At 37.6% G+C, this 21,711-nt stretch carries 17 protein-coding genes and 1 riboswitch; of the genes, 13 read left to right on the top strand and 4 right to left on the bottom strand.

The annotated features are described in order from the left end of the window. The first annotated feature begins 2 nt into the window (after positions 1-2). From P256_RS08110 to recJ, 6 genes are all read left to right on the top strand, one after another. A complete protein-coding gene (locus tag P256_RS08110) occupies positions 3-1,979 on the top strand; it encodes a 2-oxo acid dehydrogenase subunit E2 (RefSeq protein ID WP_023273202.1) in 1,977 nt (658 codons plus the stop codon). A 182-nt stretch (positions 1,980-2,161) separates the two neighbouring features. Continuing rightward, positions 2,162-2,293, top strand: a riboswitch (yybP-ykoY riboswitch). 73 nt (positions 2,294-2,366) lie between these two features. Continuing rightward, on the top strand, positions 2,367-2,942 hold the full coding sequence (locus tag P256_RS08105) for a TMEM165/GDT1 family protein (protein ID WP_023273201.1): 576 nt from the start codon (positions 2,367-2,369) through the stop codon (positions 2,940-2,942). 208 nt (positions 2,943-3,150) lie between these two features. Next, the gene (gene guaB, locus P256_RS08100; RefSeq protein WP_023273200.1) at positions 3,151-4,617 is read left to right on the top strand and encodes an IMP dehydrogenase; all 1,467 of its coding nucleotides are present in this window, start codon (positions 3,151-3,153) and stop codon (positions 4,615-4,617) included. A 142-nt stretch (positions 4,618-4,759) separates the two neighbouring features. Then, positions 4,760-6,100: a phosphoglucosamine mutase gene (glmM, locus tag P256_RS08095; protein WP_023273199.1), complete on the top strand. Its 1,341-nt coding sequence runs from the start codon at positions 4,760-4,762 to the stop codon at positions 6,098-6,100. Further along, positions 6,100-6,756, top strand: a complete 657-nt coding sequence (pdxH, locus tag P256_RS08090) for a pyridoxamine 5'-phosphate oxidase (protein ID WP_023273198.1) — start codon at positions 6,100-6,102, stop codon at positions 6,754-6,756. Before glmM ends, pdxH begins: the two co-directional genes overlap by 1 nt. Continuing rightward, positions 6,757-8,463 (top strand): single-stranded-DNA-specific exonuclease RecJ, encoded by a 1,707-nt coding sequence (recJ, locus tag P256_RS08085; RefSeq protein WP_023273197.1) that lies wholly within the window; start codon positions 6,757-6,759, stop codon positions 8,461-8,463. It abuts the gene before it with no gap. Between the two features lie 41 nt (positions 8,464-8,504). Here recJ and P256_RS08080 read toward each other — a convergent pair whose 3' ends face one another. Further along, positions 8,505-9,281, bottom strand: coding sequence for a putative porin (locus P256_RS08080; protein ID WP_023273196.1), 777 nt, complete (start codon positions 9,279-9,281; stop codon positions 8,505-8,507). A 340-nt stretch (positions 9,282-9,621) separates the two neighbouring features. Between P256_RS08080 and prfB the strand changes: the two genes are divergently transcribed. The 3 genes from prfB to P256_RS08065 all read left to right on the top strand — a co-directional run bounded on the left by prfB (position 9,622) and on the right by P256_RS08065 (position 12,280). Next, positions 9,622-10,717, top strand: a protein-coding gene (gene prfB, locus P256_RS08075) for a peptide chain release factor 2 (RefSeq protein WP_155756753.1) whose coding sequence is annotated in 2 segments (ribosomal slippage) — positions 9,622-9,693 and positions 9,695-10,717 — 1,095 coding nt in all. Because the reading frame shifts where the segments join, the coding sequence is not laid out codon by codon here. Positions 10,718-10,873: 156 nt separating this feature from the next. Further along, positions 10,874-11,176 (top strand): ArsR/SmtB family transcription factor, encoded by a 303-nt coding sequence (locus P256_RS08070; protein WP_040331968.1) that lies wholly within the window; start codon positions 10,874-10,876, stop codon positions 11,174-11,176. Between the two features lie 36 nt (positions 11,177-11,212). Continuing rightward, positions 11,213-12,280 (top strand): alkene reductase, encoded by a 1,068-nt coding sequence (locus P256_RS08065; protein ID WP_023273193.1) that lies wholly within the window; start codon positions 11,213-11,215, stop codon positions 12,278-12,280. Between the two features lie 36 nt (positions 12,281-12,316). On the opposite strand, the gene P256_RS08060 is transcribed toward P256_RS08065, so the two are convergent. Beyond that, positions 12,317-13,219, bottom strand: coding sequence for a LysR family transcriptional regulator (locus P256_RS08060; protein ID WP_023273192.1), 903 nt, complete (start codon positions 13,217-13,219; stop codon positions 12,317-12,319). A gap of 145 nt (positions 13,220-13,364) precedes the next feature. On the opposite strand from P256_RS08060, the gene P256_RS08055 reads away from it, so the two are divergent. The 3 genes from P256_RS08055 (at position 13,365) to P256_RS08045 (ending at position 16,147) form a co-directional block, all read left to right on the top strand. Beyond that, positions 13,365-14,009, top strand: coding sequence for a LysE family translocator (locus P256_RS08055; RefSeq protein WP_023273191.1), 645 nt, complete (start codon positions 13,365-13,367; stop codon positions 14,007-14,009). A gap of 150 nt (positions 14,010-14,159) precedes the next feature. Beyond that, positions 14,160-15,437, top strand: a complete 1,278-nt coding sequence (locus P256_RS08050) for a 3-deoxy-D-manno-octulosonic acid transferase (RefSeq protein WP_023273190.1) — start codon at positions 14,160-14,162, stop codon at positions 15,435-15,437. Further along, on the top strand, positions 15,434-16,147 hold the full coding sequence (locus P256_RS08045; RefSeq protein WP_023273189.1) for a 16S rRNA (uracil(1498)-N(3))-methyltransferase: 714 nt from the start codon (positions 15,434-15,436) through the stop codon (positions 16,145-16,147). Before P256_RS08050 ends, P256_RS08045 begins: the two co-directional genes overlap by 4 nt. Here the strand turns inward: P256_RS08045 and P256_RS08040 are convergent. Next, positions 16,144-17,049, bottom strand: coding sequence for a mechanosensitive ion channel family protein (locus tag P256_RS08040; RefSeq protein ID WP_051353582.1), 906 nt, complete (start codon positions 17,047-17,049; stop codon positions 16,144-16,146). The genes P256_RS08045 and P256_RS08040 overlap by 4 nt on opposite strands. Before the next feature lie 429 nt (positions 17,050-17,478). Here P256_RS08040 and P256_RS08035 point away from each other — a divergent pair, with 429 nt between their 5' ends. Next, positions 17,479-18,129, top strand: coding sequence for a response regulator (locus P256_RS08035; protein WP_040332014.1), 651 nt, complete (start codon positions 17,479-17,481; stop codon positions 18,127-18,129). 54 nt (positions 18,130-18,183) lie between these two features. Here the strand turns inward: P256_RS08035 and P256_RS08030 are convergent, their stop codons facing one another. Further along, positions 18,184-21,669, bottom strand: a complete 3,486-nt coding sequence (locus P256_RS08030) for a hybrid sensor histidine kinase/response regulator (RefSeq protein WP_023273186.1) — start codon at positions 21,667-21,669, stop codon at positions 18,184-18,186. Positions 21,670-21,711: the final 42 nt, after the last annotated feature.

Below are 21,711 nucleotides of genomic sequence, written 5' to 3'. Positions count from 1 at the left end.
GCATGGAAATCAAAACACCTGATATTGGTGTCGACAAAGCAACTGTTGGCGAAATCCTTGTTAAAGTTGGCGATACTATTGAAGAGAATGACAGCATTATTGTTGTTGAGTCAGATAAAGCAACTGTTGAAGTGCCAAGTACTTCAGCAGGTGTAGTGACGAAGATTCTTGTTAAAGAGGGTGATGAAATCGGAGAAGGTGTTCCACTTCTTGAAATCTCATCTTCAGAGCAACAATCTGCTGCACCAAGTGAGCCTAAAAAAGAAGAGAAAGTAGAAGCGCCTGCAATAAAAGCTGCTACTGAAGAAAAAGCAGAAACTGCACCTGTTCAGACATCTACCTCTTCACAAGTAATTGATATTCAAGTACCTGATATTGGTGTTGAGAAAGCGACAGTTGGCGAAATTCTTGTCAAAGTTGGCGACACAATTGAAGAAAATGACAGTATTGTTGTTGTAGAGTCTGATAAAGCAACTGTTGAAGTGCCATGTACTTCTGCAGGGGGTGTTGAAAGTATCGAAATTAAAGAAGGTGACTTAATCAAAGAAGGCGTTGTTCTTATTAAATTAAAAACAACTGCTTCAAAAGATACCCCATCAGTTACTTCAGCACCTCAGCAAGCAGAAAAGCCTGCTGAACCAACAGTTCAAGTACAAGAAGCATCATCTACCCAAACATCAGGTGGTTCTGTTGAAATGGCAGTACCAGATCTAGGTGTGGATCAAGCAGCAATTGCTGAAATCTTGGTAAAAGTAGGTGATACAATTGAAAAAGATGACAGCATTATTGTTGTAGAGTCTGATAAAGCCACTGTTGAAGTACCAAGTACTGAGTCAGGTGTAATTACTGCTTTACATGTTGAAGTTGGACAAAGCGTCAAACAAGGTTTGAAACTTGCAACAATTGAAGTTAAAGGCAGTTCAAAGGCGCAACAAGCGAGTGCACCTGTTACGCCACAAGCGACAGCGCCTAAAGCCTCAGTTACATCACAACAAACTGTAGAAAAAACATCTCCTGTTGAAGCAAACTCATCTACTGAAAAGCTAACGAAACAGCAACAAGCTGACAATGCTAAAGTATATGCAGGTCCTGCTGTACGCAAGCTTGCACGTGAGTTGGGTGTGGTGCTTGCTGAAGTGAAGGCTTCTGGCCCACATGCACGTTTAATGAAAGAAGATGTTTTTGCTTTTGTTAAACAGCGTTTAACAGAGAAACCTAAAGCTGTTGAAGCGACAACTGCTGCGCCTGCTGCTGGACTACCTAAACTACCTGATTTCACAGCGTTTGGTGGTGTTGAAGAAAAACCAATGACACGCTTACAGCAAGTATCTGTACCGCAACTGTCATTAAATAACTTTATTCCGCAAGTTACGCAATTTGACCATGCTGATATTACTGATTTAGAAGCATGGCGTGGTGAGCTGAAAGGTGGCTTTAAGCAACAAGGTATTAGCTTAACCATTCTTGCATTTATTGCAAAAGCGGTTGCACATCTATTGAAAGAAGAGCCTTATTTTGCTGCACATTTGGCAGATAATCAGAAAACAGTATTACTGCGTAATGAAATTCATATGGGTATTGCAGTTGCAACACCAGATGGATTAACAGTACCTGTTATTCGTAATCCAGATCAGAAGTCAATTAAAGAAATTGCGATTGAACTGGGTGAGCTAAGTAAAAAGGCACGTGAGAAGAAACTTTCTCCAAAAGACTTACAAGGTGCAAACTTTACTATTACAAGTTTAGGTAGCATTGGCGGAACAGCGTTTACACCGCTTGTAAATTGGCCACAAGTTGCAATTTTAGGTATTTCGCCTGCAACAATGCAACCTGTTTGGAATGGTAAAGATTTTGACCCACGCTTAATGTTGCCACTTTCGTTGTCTTATGACCATCGTGTGATTAATGGTGCAGATGCAGCACGTTTCACCAATAAGTTAACTAAATTATTGAATGATATTCGTTCTATTTTACTGTAACGTAAAAGGATGATAGAAACCTCGCTTCGGTGGGGTTTTTTTATACTTTATAACGATAAGTGTAAATTAATAAAAAATTATAAAACAAATAATTAAGCTTAATTTAAGTTATGTTTCAAAATAAAATTAAACCAACTAATTTAGTTGGGATTGCAATGTTGGAAAAAACTTATATAATTATCAGTAACTTCATTGGGGAGTAGCCGCTATTTACAATTATTGTAAATAGATGATGGTCAACATACTTGTTCTTTTGAACATGGTCATCATAGCAAAGAACCAAGTTTTTTCTTTTGTTGGCAAGACCTTTGATTTATCACTCTGCAACTTTTTGGCTGGCAGGAGAGATGAATCATTGGTAGCTATTGCCAGCCAAGGAAAACATATATGTATGCCTTCCTGATTTCCGTTGCTGTTGTTGCCCTTGCAGAAATGGGCGATAAAACACAACTTCTTGCTTTATTACTTGCCGCACGCTTTCGTAAGCCAGTTCCGATTCTTATTGCAATAGTTTTGGCCACCACAATTAACCATGGTGTATCTGCGGTTTTAGGCCAATGGCTAACAACAGTCGTAAGCCCTACAGTCATGGTATGGATTTTAGCCACGGGCTTTATTGCTATGGCAATTTGGATGCTTATTCCAGATAAACTAGATGATGGACAAGAAAGCATTAATCAATGGCAACGCTTTGGTGTCTTTGGGTCAACATTTATTCTTTTCTTTCTTGCTGAAATCGGTGATAAAACACAAATCGCAACCGTGGCACTTTCTGCACGCTTTGACAGTATTTGGATTGTTCTTCTAGGTACAACCATTGGGATGATGATTGCCAATGCACCCGCTGTATTTATTGGAGATCGTTTAGCAGGGAGATTACCTATTGCACTTATTCATAAAATTGGTGCAATTATCTTTTTAGTGGTAGGGGTAAGTACACTCGCTGAACATTATTATTTCTAGTGAAATCATGAATTCGTACCTGTTTATAAAATAGGTACGACTTCTTTTATATTTGTATATTTGTTTTGATGAATTTGAAACTAAAAAATATTTTGCAAAAATAAAGACCAAGTATTTAGAAAAGTATGAAAAAGAAAATGAAAGAAACGATGCAATTTAAAATGAAATTTGTTTATAATAGCTCACGGAATTAACCAGTGAGATTGTTATGCTAACCATCATTCAAGAAGCGCTAACCTTCGATGATGTCCTTTTAGTGCCTGCCTATTCTACTGTCCTCCCAAAAGATGTTTCTCTAAAGTCGCGTTTAACACGTGACATCCACCTGAATGTTCCTCTTGTTTCTGCTGCAATGGATACGGTTACAGAAGCCCGTATGGCAATTGCAATGGCACAAAATGGTGGTATTGGTATTATTCATAAAAATATGGATATTGCTGCTCAAGCGGCTGAAGTTCGCCGTGTTAAGAAATTCGAAGCGGGTATGGTCAAAGACCCTATTACTGTTACACCAGAAACAACAGTACGTGAGCTTATCGCAATTAAACAAGCAAATAATATTAGTGGTTTGCCTGTTGTAAAAGATGGCCGTGTTGTTGGTATGATTACTGGGCGTGATACACGCTTTGAAACAAATCTAGAACAGCCTGTTAGTAATTTAATGACGACACAAGAGCGTTTAGTTACTGTACGTGAAGGCGAATCTAAAGAAAATATTCAAGCATTATTACAAAAGCACCGTATTGAAAAAGTTTTAGTGGTTGATGATAATCAAGCACTTAAAGGCTTAATTACAGTGACTGACTTCCGCAAAGCAGAGTCTTATCCAAACAGTTCTAAAGATCATTTAGGGCGTTTGCGTGTTGGTGCAGCAGTAGGTACTGGTGCAGAAACACCATCTCGTGTTGAAGCTTTAGTTGAAGCAGGTGTAGATGTGATTGTTGTTGATACAGCACATGGACACTCAGCAGGGGTAATTGATCGCGTAAACTGGGTGAAGAAGAACTTCCCTCAAGTTCAAGTGATTGGTGGGAATATTGCAACAGGTGATGCTGCACTTGCATTATTAGATGCTGGTGCTGATGCAGTGAAAGTTGGTATTGGCCCAGGCTCTATTTGTACAACGCGTATTGTTGCAGGTATTGGTGTTCCACAAATTTCTGCAATTGATAGCGTAGCGAATGCATTAAAAGAACAAATTCCTTTAATTGCTGATGGTGGTATTCGTTTCTCGGGTGATATGTCTAAAGCCATTGGTGCAGGTGCAAGTACAATCATGGTTGGTTCTTTACTTGCAGGTACTGAGGAAGCACCAGGCGAAGTTGAGTTTTTCCAAGGGCGTTACTATAAAGCATATCGTGGTATGGGTTCTTTAGGTGCGATGGCTGGCTCTTCAGGCTCTGCTGACCGTTATTTCCAAGATGCGAAAGCAGGTGCTGAGAAACTTGTTCCTGAAGGTATTGAAGGACGTGTTCCTTATAAAGGAAACATGGGTACAATCCTACATCAAATGATGGGTGGACTTCGTTCTTCAATGGGTTATACAGGCTCAGCAACAGTTGATGATTTACGCCATAATGCAAAATTTGTAAAAATTACTGCTGCTGGTATGAAAGAATCACATGTACATGATGTGACCATTACGAAAGAAGCACCGAATTATCGTTTAGGATAATTCATGTTTTTCGTAATTTAAATGTAGAAAAACCGTCATTGTTATGACGGTTTTTTTATTTTTGGTGTAAAGTATTTCAAATTATGAAAATGAATTAACATTTTAAGTTAACCAGTAAAGTAATATAAAATACGAGAGACACATGAGTTATTTTGGCACAGATGGTATACGTGGAAAATTTGGACAGCTTCCAATTACACCAGAGTTTGCATTAAAACTAGGATTTGCAGCAGGTACGATATTAAAGCAGCAAAGCTTTAATCATAAACCTGTTGTTGTTTTAGGTAAAGATACACGTCTTTCTGGGTATATTCTTGAGTCTGCGTTACAGTCGGGTTTAAATGCTGCAGGCGTATATGTTCATTTACTTGGGCCTCTTCCAACCCCAGCAATCGCACACCTAACACGTGCATTACATGCTGATGCAGGGATTGTAATTTCTGCATCTCATAACCCATATTTTGATAATGGGATTAAATTCTTTTCTGCTGAAGGAAAGAAATTGCCTGATAGTCTTCAAAATGCGATTAATGAAGAACTTAAAAAAGAAATTCTAATTGAAAATACTGCCGATCTTGGTAAGAGTGTTCGTGTAAAAGATGCGAATGGTCGTTATATTGAGTTCTGTAAATCAACTTTTCCATATCATTATGATTTAAGAAATTTAAAAATTGTTGTGGACTGTGCAAATGGTGCTGCTTATAACGTAGGACCTGCTGTGTTTCGAGAGCTTGGGGCAAAAGTTGTCACAATTTATAATGAACCAAATGGTTTAAACATTAATGAGAATTGTGGTTCAACTCATCCGCAAGCATTACAAAAAGCAGTACTTGAGCATCAGGCCGATTTAGGCGTTGCATTTGATGGTGATGCAGACCGTGTTGTACTTGTGGATCATCAAGGAAACCTCATTGATGGTGACCATATTCTTTATATTTTGGCGACAAAAGCAAAGAAAAAGCCTTTAGGTATTGTTGGCACTGTCATGAGTAATATGGCTTTTGAGCTTGCACTTAAACAAGCAGAAGTGCCATTTGTACGGGCAAATGTTGGTGACCGTTATGTACTGCAAGCGCTTGCAGAAAAACAGTGGAGTATTGGTGGTGAGCCATCGGGTCATATTCTAACACTCGATAAAAGTACCACGGGTGATGCCATTATTGCGACGTTACAAGTACTTACGGTGATGGTTTATCAGCAAAAATCATTACATGAACTGACCTCAGAACTGAAGTTATTTCCTCAAATTCTTGTAAATGTACGCTTAGAGAAAATGATTGATCCATTTGCTGTACCACATTTGGTAGAAGCATTTAAAAATGCTGAAAAACAGCTTGAAGGTCGTGGGCGTCTGCTTATTCGTAAATCAGGAACAGAGCCTATGATTCGTGTCATGGTCGAAGGTGAGCATGCATCTGAAGTTCAAGCTTTAGCAAATGACTTGGCTGATTTAATTCGTAAACATGCTGAGGAAAATGCGTAATGACAGATACAATTAAAGATCTCAGTGAACTACGTTTAAGCTACGAGCAAGGTGAGCTTGTCGAAGACCAAGTTTCAAATGACCCACATGAACAATTTTTAAATTGGTTTAATTTTGCATTAGAAGCACAGCTTCATGAGCCCTATGCAATGTATCTTGCTACAGCAGATGGGCAAGGGCATCCACATGTGCGAACGGTACTGTTACGTGGTGCAACCGATTTAGGATATGACTTTTATACCAATTATGATAGTCAAAAAGGATTGGATATTGAAGAAAACCCATGTGCAGAAATTTTGTTTTATTGGCCGAGTTTAGAGCGTCAAATCCGTATTCATGGTCAAGTGATTAAAATTTCTGAGCAAGAGTCAGCAGAGTATTATCATAAAAGACCACGAGAGAGTCAGATTGCTGCCCATGTAAGTACACCTCAAAGTGGTACGATTGAAAATAGACAGACCTTACAACAGAAGTTTGAAACTTTATCTGAAGAAGTGAAACAGCAGTCTGTTTTAGATAAGCCAGCATTTTGGGGTGGTTATCGTTTGCAAGCAACTTCTTATGAGTTTTGGCAAGGTCGCCCAAACCGTTTGCATGACCGTCTTCAATATATAAAGCAAGACACGACTTGGACACTTCAGCGTTTAATGCCATAAATGTCTATATTACATATTCGTCAAAGACCAATTAAAACGAGCCCTGATACTTTTCTAGGGCTTTCGCCATTTATGGCTAACATTTTGGCGCGCCGTGAAATTCAGTCAGCATCAGAGCTAGAATTAAAGTTGCCACGATTGCTTAAACCGACTTTAAAAGGTTTAGAAAGTGCAGTGACTTTGCTTAATGATGTCATTGAGTCTCAGCAAAAGGTTGTTATTGTAGGAGACTATGATGCTGATGGTGCAACCAGTACAGCTATTATGGTTTTGGTACTGCGTGCTATAAATGCGGATGTTGAATATATCGTGCCTGATCGTTTTAAATATGGCTATGGTCTGACAGCTAAAATTGCTGACTTGGTACAAGATACGTATCAACCTCATTTATTGATAACGGTTGATAATGGTATTTCAAGTCATGAAGGGGTGGAAAGAGCACAGTCTTATGGCATGAAAGTCATTATTACAGACCATCACCTAACGACAAAGCAACCGCCCAAAGCGGAAGCAGTCGTAAATCCAAATCAGCTGGGCTGTGGTTTTCCAAGTAAAGCACTTGCAGGGGTGGGTGTTGCTTTTTATATTCTTGCGAGCTTAATGAAGTTACGTAAGCAACAAAATAAAAAAGTTGCGTCAGTGACACAGTATTTAGATTTGGTCGCGCTTGGTACATATGCAGATGTAGCAACTTTAGATTATAACAATCGTATTTTAATACAGATGGGTTTAAAGCAAATTCAAAGTGGTCAATGCCGTGCAGGTATTTTGGCTTTACTTGATGTTGCAGGTCGTGATTTTAGTACATTGAGTGTACAAGACTTTGGTTTTGTTTTAGGCCCAAGGCTAAATGCTGCAGGGCGTATGGACAGCATGCGTATTGGTATTGATTGTTTGTTGTCTAATGATTTTTCCGAGGCATATGCACTCGCAAGACAGTTACAACAGTTGAATTTAGAAAGACGCCAAGTTGAAACTGAAATGAAAGAAGAGGCACTAAATGCTTTAGCGCAGATTCAGTTAGATACCACACAGCTTCCAAGTGCTTTAGTATTATTTGAGCCACATTGGCATCAAGGCGTAATTGGTATTGTGGCAGGGCGTTTAAAAGAGCAGTTTCATCGCCCAAGTATCGTATTTGCACCTGATGAAGATGGTATTCACATCAAAGGCTCTGCTCGCTCGGTTGAAGGAATTCATATCCGAGATATGATTGAAAAGGTTGCAGAAATACATCCTTATCTTGTTCGTTACTTTGGTGGTCATGCAGCGGCAGCAGGGCTGACTATTGAGAAAAAATATTTTAATGAGTTTAAATCTTGTTTTGAAAAATATGTGTCGGAAGTTGATCCTCAATTATTAGAGGCAACGATCTGGACAGATGGACAACTTGAAGATAAGGATTTTAATTTACAGACCATTGATGACATTGAAGCACTTGGCCCATGGGGACAAAATTTTCCATCTCCTGTTTTTGAGGGTGCTTTTGATATTGTGAATTATCGTTGGCTCAAAGATAAACATCTTAAACTCACATTGAAATTATCATCAGGTCAGCAACTAGATGCAATTGCATTCAATGCTTTTGATAAATTTGAATTTAATGAAAATAAAGATCAAATCTATCTTGTATATACATTAGATAAAAATGAATTTAATGGCAGAGTAAATTTGCAACTGAAAATTAAACATTTATATTCGCTATAAAAAAAGCCATGCAATTGCATGGCTTTTGATATAGTTAACTCTTAGAAACGGTAAGATGCACCTACAGTATAGGTATTATATTTATCATCACCGAAACCAAGACGACCATCTACACTAAGATTTTCGTTGAAGAATTTCTTCGCAGTAATTCCCCATTGATCTTGGTCAATAGATTTGTCTTTTGTATAGTCCGCACCAACACTCAAAGTTTTGTCGATGTAGTAGTCGCCACCAACATAGTATTGTTTGTTGTTGCCATCACCAAATACACCACGTGCTTCTAAGTTGATGTCATGTTGACCAATCTGCGTAACATATTTTGCACGTAAAGTTGGGTCTGCACCATCATCACCATCTTTTACGTCATAGCCTTGTACACCAACGGCAACCAATAAACCTGGTGCAGGTAGATAACCAACTTCTGCGTTGTAACGCGTAGTTTTATTGTCTACGCCATAGCGTTTTACTTTATATTCGTCACGTGCAACACCACCACCTAAGTAGAAGTCTGAGTTTGGTACATAGTACTCAGCACCAATGCCATAGGTAGAGTTTTTTGTGCCGTCATTGTCACCGTAATTTACGGCAGCATTTACATTACTTGCACGATCTAAGAATGCAGCTTCTGCAAGAGGTGAATTCTTAATTTGTACTGGGTTAAAGTAGTATGTTCCATTTACCCCAAACTGACTAACGCCACTGCCATGATCAGGATCTAAGTAGCTATAAGAGCCTCCAACTTCGCTTTGGTAGGCATTTGCTGTTCCCGTAAATGCAAGACCTGCAAGGATTGCAGCTGCAATAAATGTCTTTTTCATGATGATACTCCTGTGAAAATTCACATTCATCTTTTGTTACAACTTTTAGTCTATGCAAAAAAAAATTATGGTCAACTAGGCATGCGTAATTGAAATGTACAAACGTAAGATATTGTAATTTAACTTACTTAAGGATCTGATTTTTATTAATAATATATATTGTTATGTTTTATTAAAAACGTTGTAAATATGTGATATTACCATAATTAATTTGTTTCTGTATGAAAAATAATCTGAAATTGAAGGTCCAATAGTTTGCTGAATTGTCTTTATTTGATGTATCACAGAAGCAATATGGTAAAATGAAGTGAGTATTGATAGTTTGTAGAGAGAAATTCACGTGGAAATTAATCCTTATCTAAACCAATTAAAAGACCTAGCTGATCGTAGCGAGACATTACGGGGGTATCTTTGACTACGATCTTAAGAAAGAACGTTTAGAAGAAGTTTTACGTGAGTTAGAAGACCCTGCTATATGGAATGACCAAAATCGCGCGCAAGCGATGGCGCGTGAAAAAGGTGAGCTTGAAAACGTTCTAAATGTATTAGATCAGCTTGCAGAACAGTTAGAAGATGCAAAAGCAATGCTAGACCTTGCTGTTGAAGCAGAAGATGAGAGTTTACTTGCTGATGTTGAGTCAGAGCTGAATACAGCAGAAGAAGCTTTGGCGAAGTTAGAGTTTCGTCGTATGTTTAGTAATCCGATGGATCCAAATCCATGCTTCTTAGATATTCAAGCAGGTTCTGGTGGTACTGAAGCACAAGATTGGGCATCAATGTTATTGCGTATGTATATGCGTTGGATTGAACGCCATGGCTTTAAAGCGGAACTTATGGAAGTTTCAGATGGTGATGTCGCAGGGATTAAATCTGCGATGATTCGTGTTGAAGGTGAGTTTGCATTCGGTTGGTTAAGAACTGAAACAGGCGTGCACCGTCTTGTACGTAAGTCACCATTTGATAGTGGTAACCGTCGTCATACGTCATTTAGCGCAGTATTTGTATCGCCTGAAGTGGATGACAATATTGAAATTGATATTAATCCAGCAGATGTACGTACAGATACCTATCGTGCATCAGGTGCAGGTGGCCAGCACATTAACAAAACAGATTCAGCAGTTCGTTTAACACATACACCAACAGGTACAGTTGTGGCATGTCAGAATGAACGTTCACAGCATGCTAACCGTGACCGTGCGTGGAAATTGCTTCGTGCAAAATTGTATGAATTAGAAATGCAAAAACGTAATGATGCAGCGCAAGCACTTGAAGATTCTAAGTCTGATATTGGCTGGGGTAGTCAGATTCGTTCATATGTATTGGATGACTCACGTATTAAAGATTTACGTACAAGTGTTGAAAATACCAATACGACTGCGGTACTCGATGGTGATTTAGACAAGTTTATTGAAGCAAGTCTGAAAAAAGGGCTATAACGGCATACTGTTATAGATAAAAGAAGTGGTATTGCTATTAAATCGAAATAAATAGATATATGAATCTATTTATTTCGATACATATATCGTGTATATTCGATATTATTGGTTGTTAAGCAATGCCACCTTCTAGTAATGTCTTTAGATAGTTTAATTATGGATATTGATTTAATTAGTAAGGCACTTGCAAACCCTCTAAGACGTCAGATTTTAATTTGGCTGAAAGTCCCTCATGAACACTTTTTAGCAGGTGGATATGCAGGTGATTTAGAACAGGGTGTTTGTGCAGGACAAATTGAGCAGCTTGGAAAAGTTGCACAATCTACCATGTCCAACCATTTGTCTGTGTTACAGAAATCAGGTTTGGTGGATGTAAAAAAACATGGACAATGGTCTTATTTTTCTAGAAACGAAGCATTGATTCAGCAATATATTGAACATTTACAACAAACACTCTAGTGATTCAACGAAGTGTATCGTGAAGTGAGAAATATCATGGCAGATCTAAATTCGTCATTAAAAATGGGCGATCTTACCCTCAAAAACCGTTTAGTCCTTGCACCGTTAACTCGTGCACGTAGTAATGAATCACGTGTGCCGACATCAATTATGGTTGAATATTATAAACAGCGTGCAAATGCAGGTTTAATTTTGACTGAAGCAACAGTGATTGGTGCAGATGCAGTAGGGTATGCAAATACACCAGGACTATGGAATGAAGTACAAGCACAAGCATGGCGTCAAATTATAGACGTTGTGCATGAGCAAGACTCAAAAATTGTTGCACAGCTTTGGCATGTTGGTCGTATTTCAGATCCAAGTTTACTCAATGGCGAAACACCAGTAGCACCAAGTGCAATTCAACCAGAAGGCCATGTCAGTTTACTACGTCCTATTCGCCCGTATGTAACGCCTAAAGCACTTGAAGTTTTTGAAATAAAAGAAATTATTTCAGCTTATAAACATAGTGCAGAACTTGCAAAAGAAGCAGGTTTTGATGGTGTTGAGTTACATGCTGCCAATGGGTATTTGGTTGATCAATTCTTGCAAAGTGGTACAAATACGCGTGAAGATGAATACGGCGGTAGCTTAGAAAATCGTGCGCGGTTACTGCTTGAAGTGGTTGATGAGTTAATCGGTGTTTGGGGAGCTGGGCGTGTTGGTGTACATATTGCGCCACGTGGTGACTCACATGACATGCATGACGATCATCCTTTAGAAACATTTAGTTATGTTGTGAAAGAATTAAGTAAGCGTAATATTGCTTTTGTTTTCTCACGTGAGTATGAAGCTGAAGACAGTATTGGACCAAAATTGCGTGAGCAGTTTACAGGTGCTTGGATTGCAAATGAAGGTTTAACGGCAGATTCTGCTAAGCAAATGCTTGCAGAAAACCGTGCAGATGCAGTCTCATTTGGTAAATTATATATTGCTAACCCTGATCTTTTAACGCGTTTAACCAAGAATTTACCTTTAAATGATTTGGATACTTCAACGATGTATCCTAATCCTGAAAAACCATTGGAAACAGGCTATACAGATTATCCAGTCGTCGCTGAATAGTAAATGAAAGTAAGTATGGTGAGCCAGTTAAGTTCATCATACTTTCATATAAGCTTTATTCATGGCATGTGCTTGAATTGATTCATATAAGCAAGATCTAAATATTTGATGAGATTTTAAATCCTTTGAAGAGTAATGCTGTATTAAAACAATTTCTCGATTTAGTCTTTCTGATGTTAGGTTTAAATATTTAACTCCTGTAACGGGGGAGTCAAGCAGCACACCAGCTAAAGGAATAATCGAAACACCTATACTTAACTTCACCATTTTGACAATTGCATCAATCTCATCTAATTCATAAATAGTGTGATGATGTATTTTATTTCTAATTAGAAATTGAGAGACCTGTTTGCCATCTATTGAGTCTTTATCGTATTGAATAAAAAAGTTATTTTCTATAATTTCTCTGTATTCGGTTGTTTTAATGTTTTCAGGGTAGATTAATACAAATGGTTCGTAAAAAAGAGTTTCGATAAGAATATCTTTGGGTAGTAAATAGTTTGGTTTGACCGTAATTGCTAAATCAAGATCTTTTTCAATGAGTGCTGAAATAAGTTGTGTTGATAGCCCAGGAATAATTTTCATATCCGCATGCTTTGTATTTTGCTGAAATATTTTTAAGCTCAGAGGTAATATGCCTGTTTGTATTGTATTAATTACCCCAAGTCTTATTTTTCCTAAATAAACTTCTGAGTTCGATATATATTTTAGTTGCTCGTATGAGTTCATTAAGTTTTTTGCATGATCAATAACTTTTTTACCTTCATCTGTTAAAGCAATTGAGTGAGCTGATCGAGTAAATAGCTGTACGTGTAAATGATTTTCTAAATTTTTTATTTGAGCACTTATAGCTGAGGCTGTTATCCCTAAATGAATTGCTGCTTTAGAAAAAGAACCATATCTAACAACCAATAAAAAAGTATTTATTTCTTTAATCATGATAGACAGGCCAAAAAATAATGATGCTTAGACTATAAAATAATGGTCAAGCAAAGAGAAGAATTATTCTAGTATCTAATACGTTCTAGAAGGCTGATATACATGTTTATTTAGCCTAGAAAATTATTAAAATTTAGGTATAAATATGGCACTCTTCAAATATATAGTTATCTGCTTTATTCTTGTTATATCTCCAGGACCCAACACTTTCTTAGTTTTTAGTACAGCCTCTTACATTGGAAAAAGGGAAACACTATTTAAAATATTGGGATTGGTGGTAGCAACATATATTCATGGTCTTTTGTCTTTATTTGGGATTTCTTTAATTTTATTAAAATCAAATAATTTATTTATCACCATAAAGTTGATAGGTGCACTATATCTATTCTATTTAGGTGTGAAATTTATCATGCAGGGTATGAGTCGTAGTGATAAAAAGTCTTTTCAACTGAATAATCTAAAAAGAACAAATGAATTGAATAGCTTTAAAGAGGGTTTCCTAACACAACTTCTTAATCCTAAAGTATCTATGTTCTATCTTGCAGCTTTTCCACAATTTATTCATTTCTCTCAAAGCCAATATCACTTACAAGGTGTACTACTAATTACTATACATGCGGTAGTTATAGCATCTTGGTTTATATTGATGACTTTATTCATTAAGAAGTTTGCTACTATTTTAAATAGCCAAAGATATAGTAAAATTTTAATGTATGTATCTGGGCTATGTCTTATTTATTTCTCAATTTTGCTTTGTCTACAGCCTATTCCTCAAATTGGTCATATTTGATATGTAAAAATTAATCTTACAACCTTGCTTTCTTATATGGAAAGCATAGTTATTTTTAAATCCTTTGATATAATTTTCGGTGATTTTATGGTGAGTTTTATCACGTTATATGTGTAGAAATATCACCCAACGTAGATAAGGATTTTTTCATTGCAGCCTCCATTTTGGTATCAGTTTCTACTTCAGTGTATTCAGCCGCTTTATCGTTGGCGAGTTAAAAAAAGATCAGACAGTGCATTGGCATTAGATGAGGAATTAAAACAACGATTTGGAGAGCTTGTACCTGCCTTAAATACCAATGTCATTTGGTTTCATGCTGTCTCTGTTGGAGAAACCAATGCAGCTCAGCCACTTATTGAGCATTATTTAAAGCAAGGTAAAAATGTACTTGTAACCAATACAACAAAAACAGGTCAGGCAAGAGCAAAATCATTATTTGCGGAAAAATTCCCTTCATCATTTCAAGCCGTTTTTCTACCAATTGATACACAAGAGCAAGTCGAGAAGTTCTTAAAACAGTATCAGCCTAAAATTTTACTTTTAATGGAAACAGAGCTTTGGCCAAATTTGCTCGCAATTGTGTCTAAAAAGGGAATTCCTCAACTTTTATTGAATGCGAGACTCTCAGAAAAATCTGCAAATGGTTATGCTAAATTTAAGCGTTTAACACAACCGATGCTCTCGCAGTTAAACTGGATTGCTACACAAGATGAGGCAACATATACACGCTTTGCATCTTTAGGAAAAAATACGGCGTCGATGAGTGTGGTGGGTAATATTAAATTTGATATTCAGCCATCTGAACAAGCAGTAACTACTGCCAAAGCCATATATCAAGACTGGCATTTGCAAGGTCGAAAAATTATTGTTTTGGCAAGTACACATGCAGATGAAGAAAAGAATATTTTAAGTGCTTTAGAACATCAGCTTAAAACAGATGCTCAACTATTATGTATTGTTGTACCACGCCATCCCGAACGATTTAATGAAGTTTATAATATTATTGAAAACCTTGGATTAACTGTTCAACGCCGTAGCTTACAGCAAAGTATTGATCAAAATACACAAGTCTATTTAGCCGACAGCATGGGAGAGTTATGGATTTGGTATGCTTTGAGTCAAGTGAGTTATGTGGGTGGCTCACTGAATGAACCTGGTGGTGGACATAATATTCTTGAACCGATAGCCATGAATATAGCAACGATACTCGGTAAAAATTATTTTAATTTTCAAACATTAGTTGATGAGTTTGTGGAAAATAAAGGTGTGCAAGTTGTACAGTCGGCTGAAGAGGCTGCAGAGTTACTGTATACACTTTTGAACGATGAGCAACAGCAACAAGCAATGGTTGAGCAAGCCAATACGATTTTCTGTAAAAACCAAGGTTCAGTCGCGCGCCATATCAAATTGATTGATCAATTTCTATGAATATTATTTTATTGCCTGAATCTGAACAGAATCAATCTAGGTGGTTTATTCGGGAGCAAAGACAACTTACGCATATTTATGGGCATTTAAATGCCAAAGTAGGAGATACTTTAAAAGTAGGTATACGTAATGGTGCACGCTATATTGCTGAAATTATTGCAATGAATACAACAGAAATAGAGATAAAAGTCTTAGAAAAGGTATCTCTTCCTGAAAAATGTCCGATTACGCTTGTACTTGCATTGCCTAGACCGAAAGTATTGCGCCGTTTAATTATGGATAGTGTCACTTTAGGTGTGGAAAAAATTATTTTATTGCATAGTTTTCGAGTAGATAAAAGTTATTGGCAAAGTCCATTTTTAAAGCAACTTGATGACTATGTAACTTTGGGATTAGAGCAAGCAGGTGATACCTACGCACCTGAAATTCAACTTTACCAACGTTTTAAACCATTTGTTGAAGATGTTTTACCTGAACTGATTCAGCAAAAAGACTGGGCATATGTGGCACATCCATATATTGAAAATAAGCTACCTAAAAATATTGCATCTGAGCAAGGTATTATTATTGTTGGGCCCGAAGGTGGCTTTATTCCTTATGAGATTGATTTACTCATAAAAAACGGTTGCCAAGCCATTCAACTCGGCAACCGTATACTCAGAACAGAAACAGCGGTTTCTTATTTACTTGGGCGTTTGTCTGCTTATTAAACTTGAGTTTCAAGTGATTTTGCAGGTGCCTGCGTAATTTGTTCTTGAATTGGATATGGAATATTAATATTGTTTTTCGCAAATTCAGCAACGACCAGTTCTTGAATTTCACTGATTGAGTTGTTAATTGCAACTTTATTGGTATCAATCCACCAGCGAATATTAATGTTAATTGCAAAATCGCCAAGTGAACTAACATTGACAATACTTGCAGGCTGATTTAGTACGTTCTTGTTATCTGTTAAAATTTTAAGAATCACTTCTTTGGCTTTTTGGATATCATCTGTATAACCAATACCAACATTAAATTCACAACGGCGTTGTGTATATGCTGTAACAACAGTAATTGAACTTGTATAAACGGTTGCATTTGGAATCACAAGACGACGACCATCGTATGAGCGTAGAGTTGTTGCGCGAATCTGAATATCTTCGACAGTTCCTTCTAAGCCATTACATACGATTGCATCGCCAATACGGAAAGGCTCGCTCAGTAAAATAAGAATACCTGAAAGTAGATTTTGAAAGATATCTTTGAATGCAAAACCGATTGCGACAGAACCGATCCCTAAAGCACTCATTAACTGACCTGGGGTGAAGCCTGGAATAGCAATCACCAGTGCGATGAGGAAACCAAAGAAAATAATAAATGTACTACCTACACGGTTAAGAACGAGTACAAGGTTTTGTTTGGCATAAGGACGGTTTGATAATGCTTTGGCAACAAAGACTTTAAAGACTTTTGAAAGTAGCCAAAAGATAATGAATACCACAATCGCAATACATAGGTATGGAACACGTTCCCAAAAGCTATTGACGATACGGTCTATGGTCAAATAGGCATCATGATATTGCCCATTTTGACCGAACATGTTTGCAGCTTTATTGCCTGCATTTGTTATCGCGTTCGTATTTTGTTCTGCCACAATTTTTTCCAAAAATGATAGAGTTAAATATATTGTGCCTTAAACGATGTCTAATTTTAACTCTTTAATTACATAAACAATATGAAAATGAGATTTATTATAATATGTATAAATAAAGTGCAAAAAAAATCACAACTTTCTATTTATTTAGTAGTATTTTATTTATACAAGTAAATTTGTATATGTGAATATATTGCTCTTTTCATTAAAAATCAGAAAAAATATTTTTTAAAAAGATACTGATTTTTAATGTTTTTTATAATAAAAAAAAAGAACAGATAAAAAAAATATGATTTTAGGCTAAAAAGTAGATACAAATAGTAAAAAATCTGTAATATTGATTGACTTACTTTTATAGTAAAGACAGCATTTTGCACACATTACACGGACATGGCCAAACGTATTATGAATATACTAATCGTTGATGACCACCCCTTATTTCGCCATGCTTTAATACAAGCTGTGCGTCATGGTCTACCTCAAGCTCAAATTCAAGAAAAAGCAACCGTTAAAGAATTCTATGAATATCTTGAAAGTGGTGCAGAACCAGATCTTGTATTACTAGATTTGAACTTACCAGGTGCTTCAGGATTTTCAGCGCTTGTTCATGTACGCGCACAGTATCCAGCAATTCCAATTGTAGTGGTTTCTGCACATGAAGAAACCTCCGTGATTCGCCGTGCAATTACACATGGTGCAATGGGATATATTCCAAAGTCTGCAAATCCTGACAATATTAGCGATGCCATTACTCAGGTATTAGAGGGTGATATATGGCTTCCTGCAAATATATCTGCACACCATATTAATGATGCTTGTAGTAGTGATGAAACGGTATTGGCAGAGCGTATCCAATCGCTCACACCACAGCAATTCCGTGTATTGATGATGGTTGCAGAAGGTTTGTTAAATAAACAAATTGCATATGATTTAGATGTGTCTGAAGCAACAATTAAAGCCCATGTGACTGCGATCTTTAGAAAGTTGAATGTACAAAACCGTACACAAGCTGTACTTGCTATTAGTGCATTAAATATTAGTGAAAAAACAATATAAGCTGTGATTGTATAGCATAAAAAAAGCGAGGGTTTACCTCGCTTTTTTTATAGACTATATTTTTAGTCTTGAAATCCATGCACGCATAGATGCAGGTTTTAAAGGCTTTCGCAGTAGCATGATATTGAGTGCTTTGAGTCGTTGAGGAAGTTCAGGGTCAGAGTCTGCAGTAATCAGGGCAATAGGAACTTGATGCTGTTGACGATTTTTCTCAATAAAATCTAAACCTCGTTTGTGATGATTTAGATGCTGATCAATGAGCCAAACCTGAATGTTTTCACGTTGTAATATGTCTTCGGCTTCTTCGGGTTCTCTTGCTTTAAAGACTTCATAGCCCCACTTTGTCAGCAGTGTGACCATACCTTCTAGAATTGCTTCATCATTATCCAAACATAGTATTTTGTAGTTTTGGTGATGTGTACTCACAGTTGGTAAATCCATACTTGCTTGCTTAGGCGCATCGGTAATAGGTACCTCAAGCATGAAACATGAACCCTGATTAATTTCTGTATAGACATTGACAGGATAGTTGAGCATATGTGTCATGCGTTGAACAATTGCAAGCCCTAGCCCTAAGCCTTGTTCACCCCATGGTGAAGTATGTCCACATCGTTCAAACTCTTGAAAAAGTTTCTTTCTTTGCGTTTCAGAAATACCGGGGCCTGTATCCCAAACACCAATACGAATATGGTTAGGTTGTGAGGCACTGCGTAATACACCAACGATAATTTTGCCTTTTGCGGTATAGCGAAGTGCATTGCTTACAAAGTTTTGAATAATACGTCTAATCCATTGTTGGTCAGTATCAATCCAAAACTTGGCATCATGTACATGAAACTTAATACCACGCTGAGCAGCAATTGACTGAAACTGCATTTTTAGATCGCTGAGTAAATCATGTAATGGATAGGCTTGTCGTTTCGGTTGAATGGTTCCACCTTCAAGGCGCGCAATATCAAGTAGTGCTGAAAGCATACTTTCTGCCCCATATAAGGCACGATCGAGCTGTTGTAAGGTCTTACGATCCTCTTCTTGATGAATACTTTGTTCTAATGCGGTACTAAATAAACGAGCAGCATGCATGGGTTGTAAAAGGTCATGGCTTGCTGCAGCAATAAAACGGCTTTTTGACATATTTGCTGTATCTGCTTGCTCACGTGCAAGTTGTTGTTCTGCCAGTGCTGTTTCTAGCTGTTTTGTTCTTTCGGTTACACGTGCTTCGAGTACAGCTTCGGCTTCCTTAAATGGAGTAATATCTGCAAATGTTGTTACAAAGCCACCGCCTTCAATGGGGTTTCCACGAATTTGAATGACTTTTCCATCTTTACGCACGCGCTCATATTCATGAGGGCTTCCAACTTTCATCCAGTGAATGCGTTTACGAACATGCTCTTCGATAGGGCCGGGGCCACATTCACCACGCTCTGCATTATAACGAATGAGGTCTGCGACAGGACAACCAACATATACGAGCTCTTGTGGATAGCCAAACAATGTCAGGTATTGAGTATTCCATGCAACAAGACACATATTTGCATCTACGACACTGACACCCTGTGCCATATGATCAATCATGGTCATTAGTAGGTTTTGGCTAAAGCGTTGCCACTGAGAGGCTTGGTCAAGAATATTTGCAACTTGAGCAACGCCTAACCCATTGTTGACGAGTGCTGTCTTTAATAGTGTTCGTGCAGAAGCTGCACCAATGGTACTGGCAAGGTATTGTTCGGTAAATCGCCACCAAATACCATTAGCAATATGATTTGGATTCAAAACGAGATGATAGCGCTTTGCAAACTTATCAAAAGCAAGTTGTGCTTGTTTTTCGCCTGTGACTCTTCCTGCAAGTGCCAATAAATCTGCGACCTTGAGTCGATGACTATCGGTATTAAAATAATTGGCATCATCTGCTTGTTGTTGTGAGGGTAAAACCTTGGTTTCATAGTAAAAGAAACTTTCTGCTTGAATCTGCTCTGCAAGGCTAGGGCGATAAATACGCGATACCCAAACATATAGTAAAACATTGAGGCCAAGTGACCAAAGTACACCATGTGTGAGTGGGGAAAGTGAAGAAAAACCAAATAATGCTTCAGGGCGAAGAATATGAATTCCTAATAAACCGTCTGTTAAAATACGATGATCTAATGAGAATTGTGCAGGAGAGACATGTTTTAAAATGGTTGGTAATAATAGGGTATAGCCCCACATCATAAAGCCAGCAATTAGTCCGGCATAGACACCTTGTTTACTGCCTCCACGCCAATACAAGCCTCCAATAAGCGCAGGGGAGAACTGTGCAACAGCAGTAAAAGCCAGCAAGCCTAAAATTGAAAGTTGGTCAACACTGTCAAATACATGATAGAAAAGGAAGCCGAGTGCCATTACAAAAATAATGGAAATACGCCGTGCGATTTTGAGTACAGATGGTAAGCGTTCATCATGTCGAGAAATAATACCTAATCGCCACATTGCAGGCATAATTAAGTCATTGCTTAGCATAGTAGAGATTGCGACAGAGGAAACAAGCAGCATCCCTGTCGATGCTGAAAATCCACCAAGAAATGCAAGAAGTGCTAGCCATTCATGCTGATAGTTTAATGGCAGTGTGAGCACAGCAATATCAGGAATACCAAATAAACTAATATCTGAATGTAATGCCCAACTTGCGATAGGAAAAATAGCTATCGCCGTTAGAATTAAATAAATTGAAAACCACTTTCGAGCACCTTTAATATGTTGCTCATCTCTAAGTTCAACGACGGCTACATGAAACTGGCGAGGTAGGCAGATCATAGCGAGGGCTGCTAATATGGTTTGTGTCCAAAATGTCTCAGGTACGCCTGATATTTGCATATTTGCATACTGTTGCTTTAAGTCGTGTGACAGTAAGCTCAAGCTGTTCGGATGCATAAATATAAAAAATAAGGCAACGCACAGTAAGGCAAAAATTTTCACAAAAGATTCAATGGCAACAGCAAGCATGAGTCCTGCATGCTGCTCTGTATTTGAGACCTGACGTGTACTAAACACCATGGAAAGCATGACCATAATGGTGGTCAGGCAAAGTACAATATTAGTGGTCAGGTGAACAGAAGCAGTTTCGGGCAAGATCGCGACTGTACTTAAAGAAATTGCTCTAAGTTGGAGTGCAAGATAAGGCACAGTACCGACAACAGAAAGTATAGTAACCATTGCAGCAAGGGCACCGCTTTTACCATATCGGGCTGAAATAAAATCTGAAATAGATGCGATAGAGTGATATTGTCGAATTTTTCCAATTCTTCGCCAAATATAATAGCCAAAACTAATAAAAAAAAGTGGCCCTAAATAAATGGGTAAATAGTTAATACCATGCCTTACAGCTTCGCCGACACCACCATAAAATGTCCAAGAAGAACAGTACACCCCAAGTGTTAAACTAAACAGCAACATCCTGCGTTTTGCGCTTAGATGCATGGCATACTTTTCACCAAATATGGCACAGATAAACAGTATGGAAATATATAAGATGAGTGTGCCAATGATGAGCAGACTATTCATAAGAACCTAAAGCATTCAGATTTAAACCTATAATAACTGATG

Origin of the sequence: Acinetobacter nectaris CIP 110549, from assembly GCF_000488215.1 — a bacterium.
GTDB lineage: Bacteria > Pseudomonadota > Gammaproteobacteria > Pseudomonadales > Moraxellaceae > Acinetobacter > Acinetobacter nectaris.
Note: the sequence above shows the minus strand (reverse complement) of the source record. Positions and strands in the feature narration are given on the sequence as shown.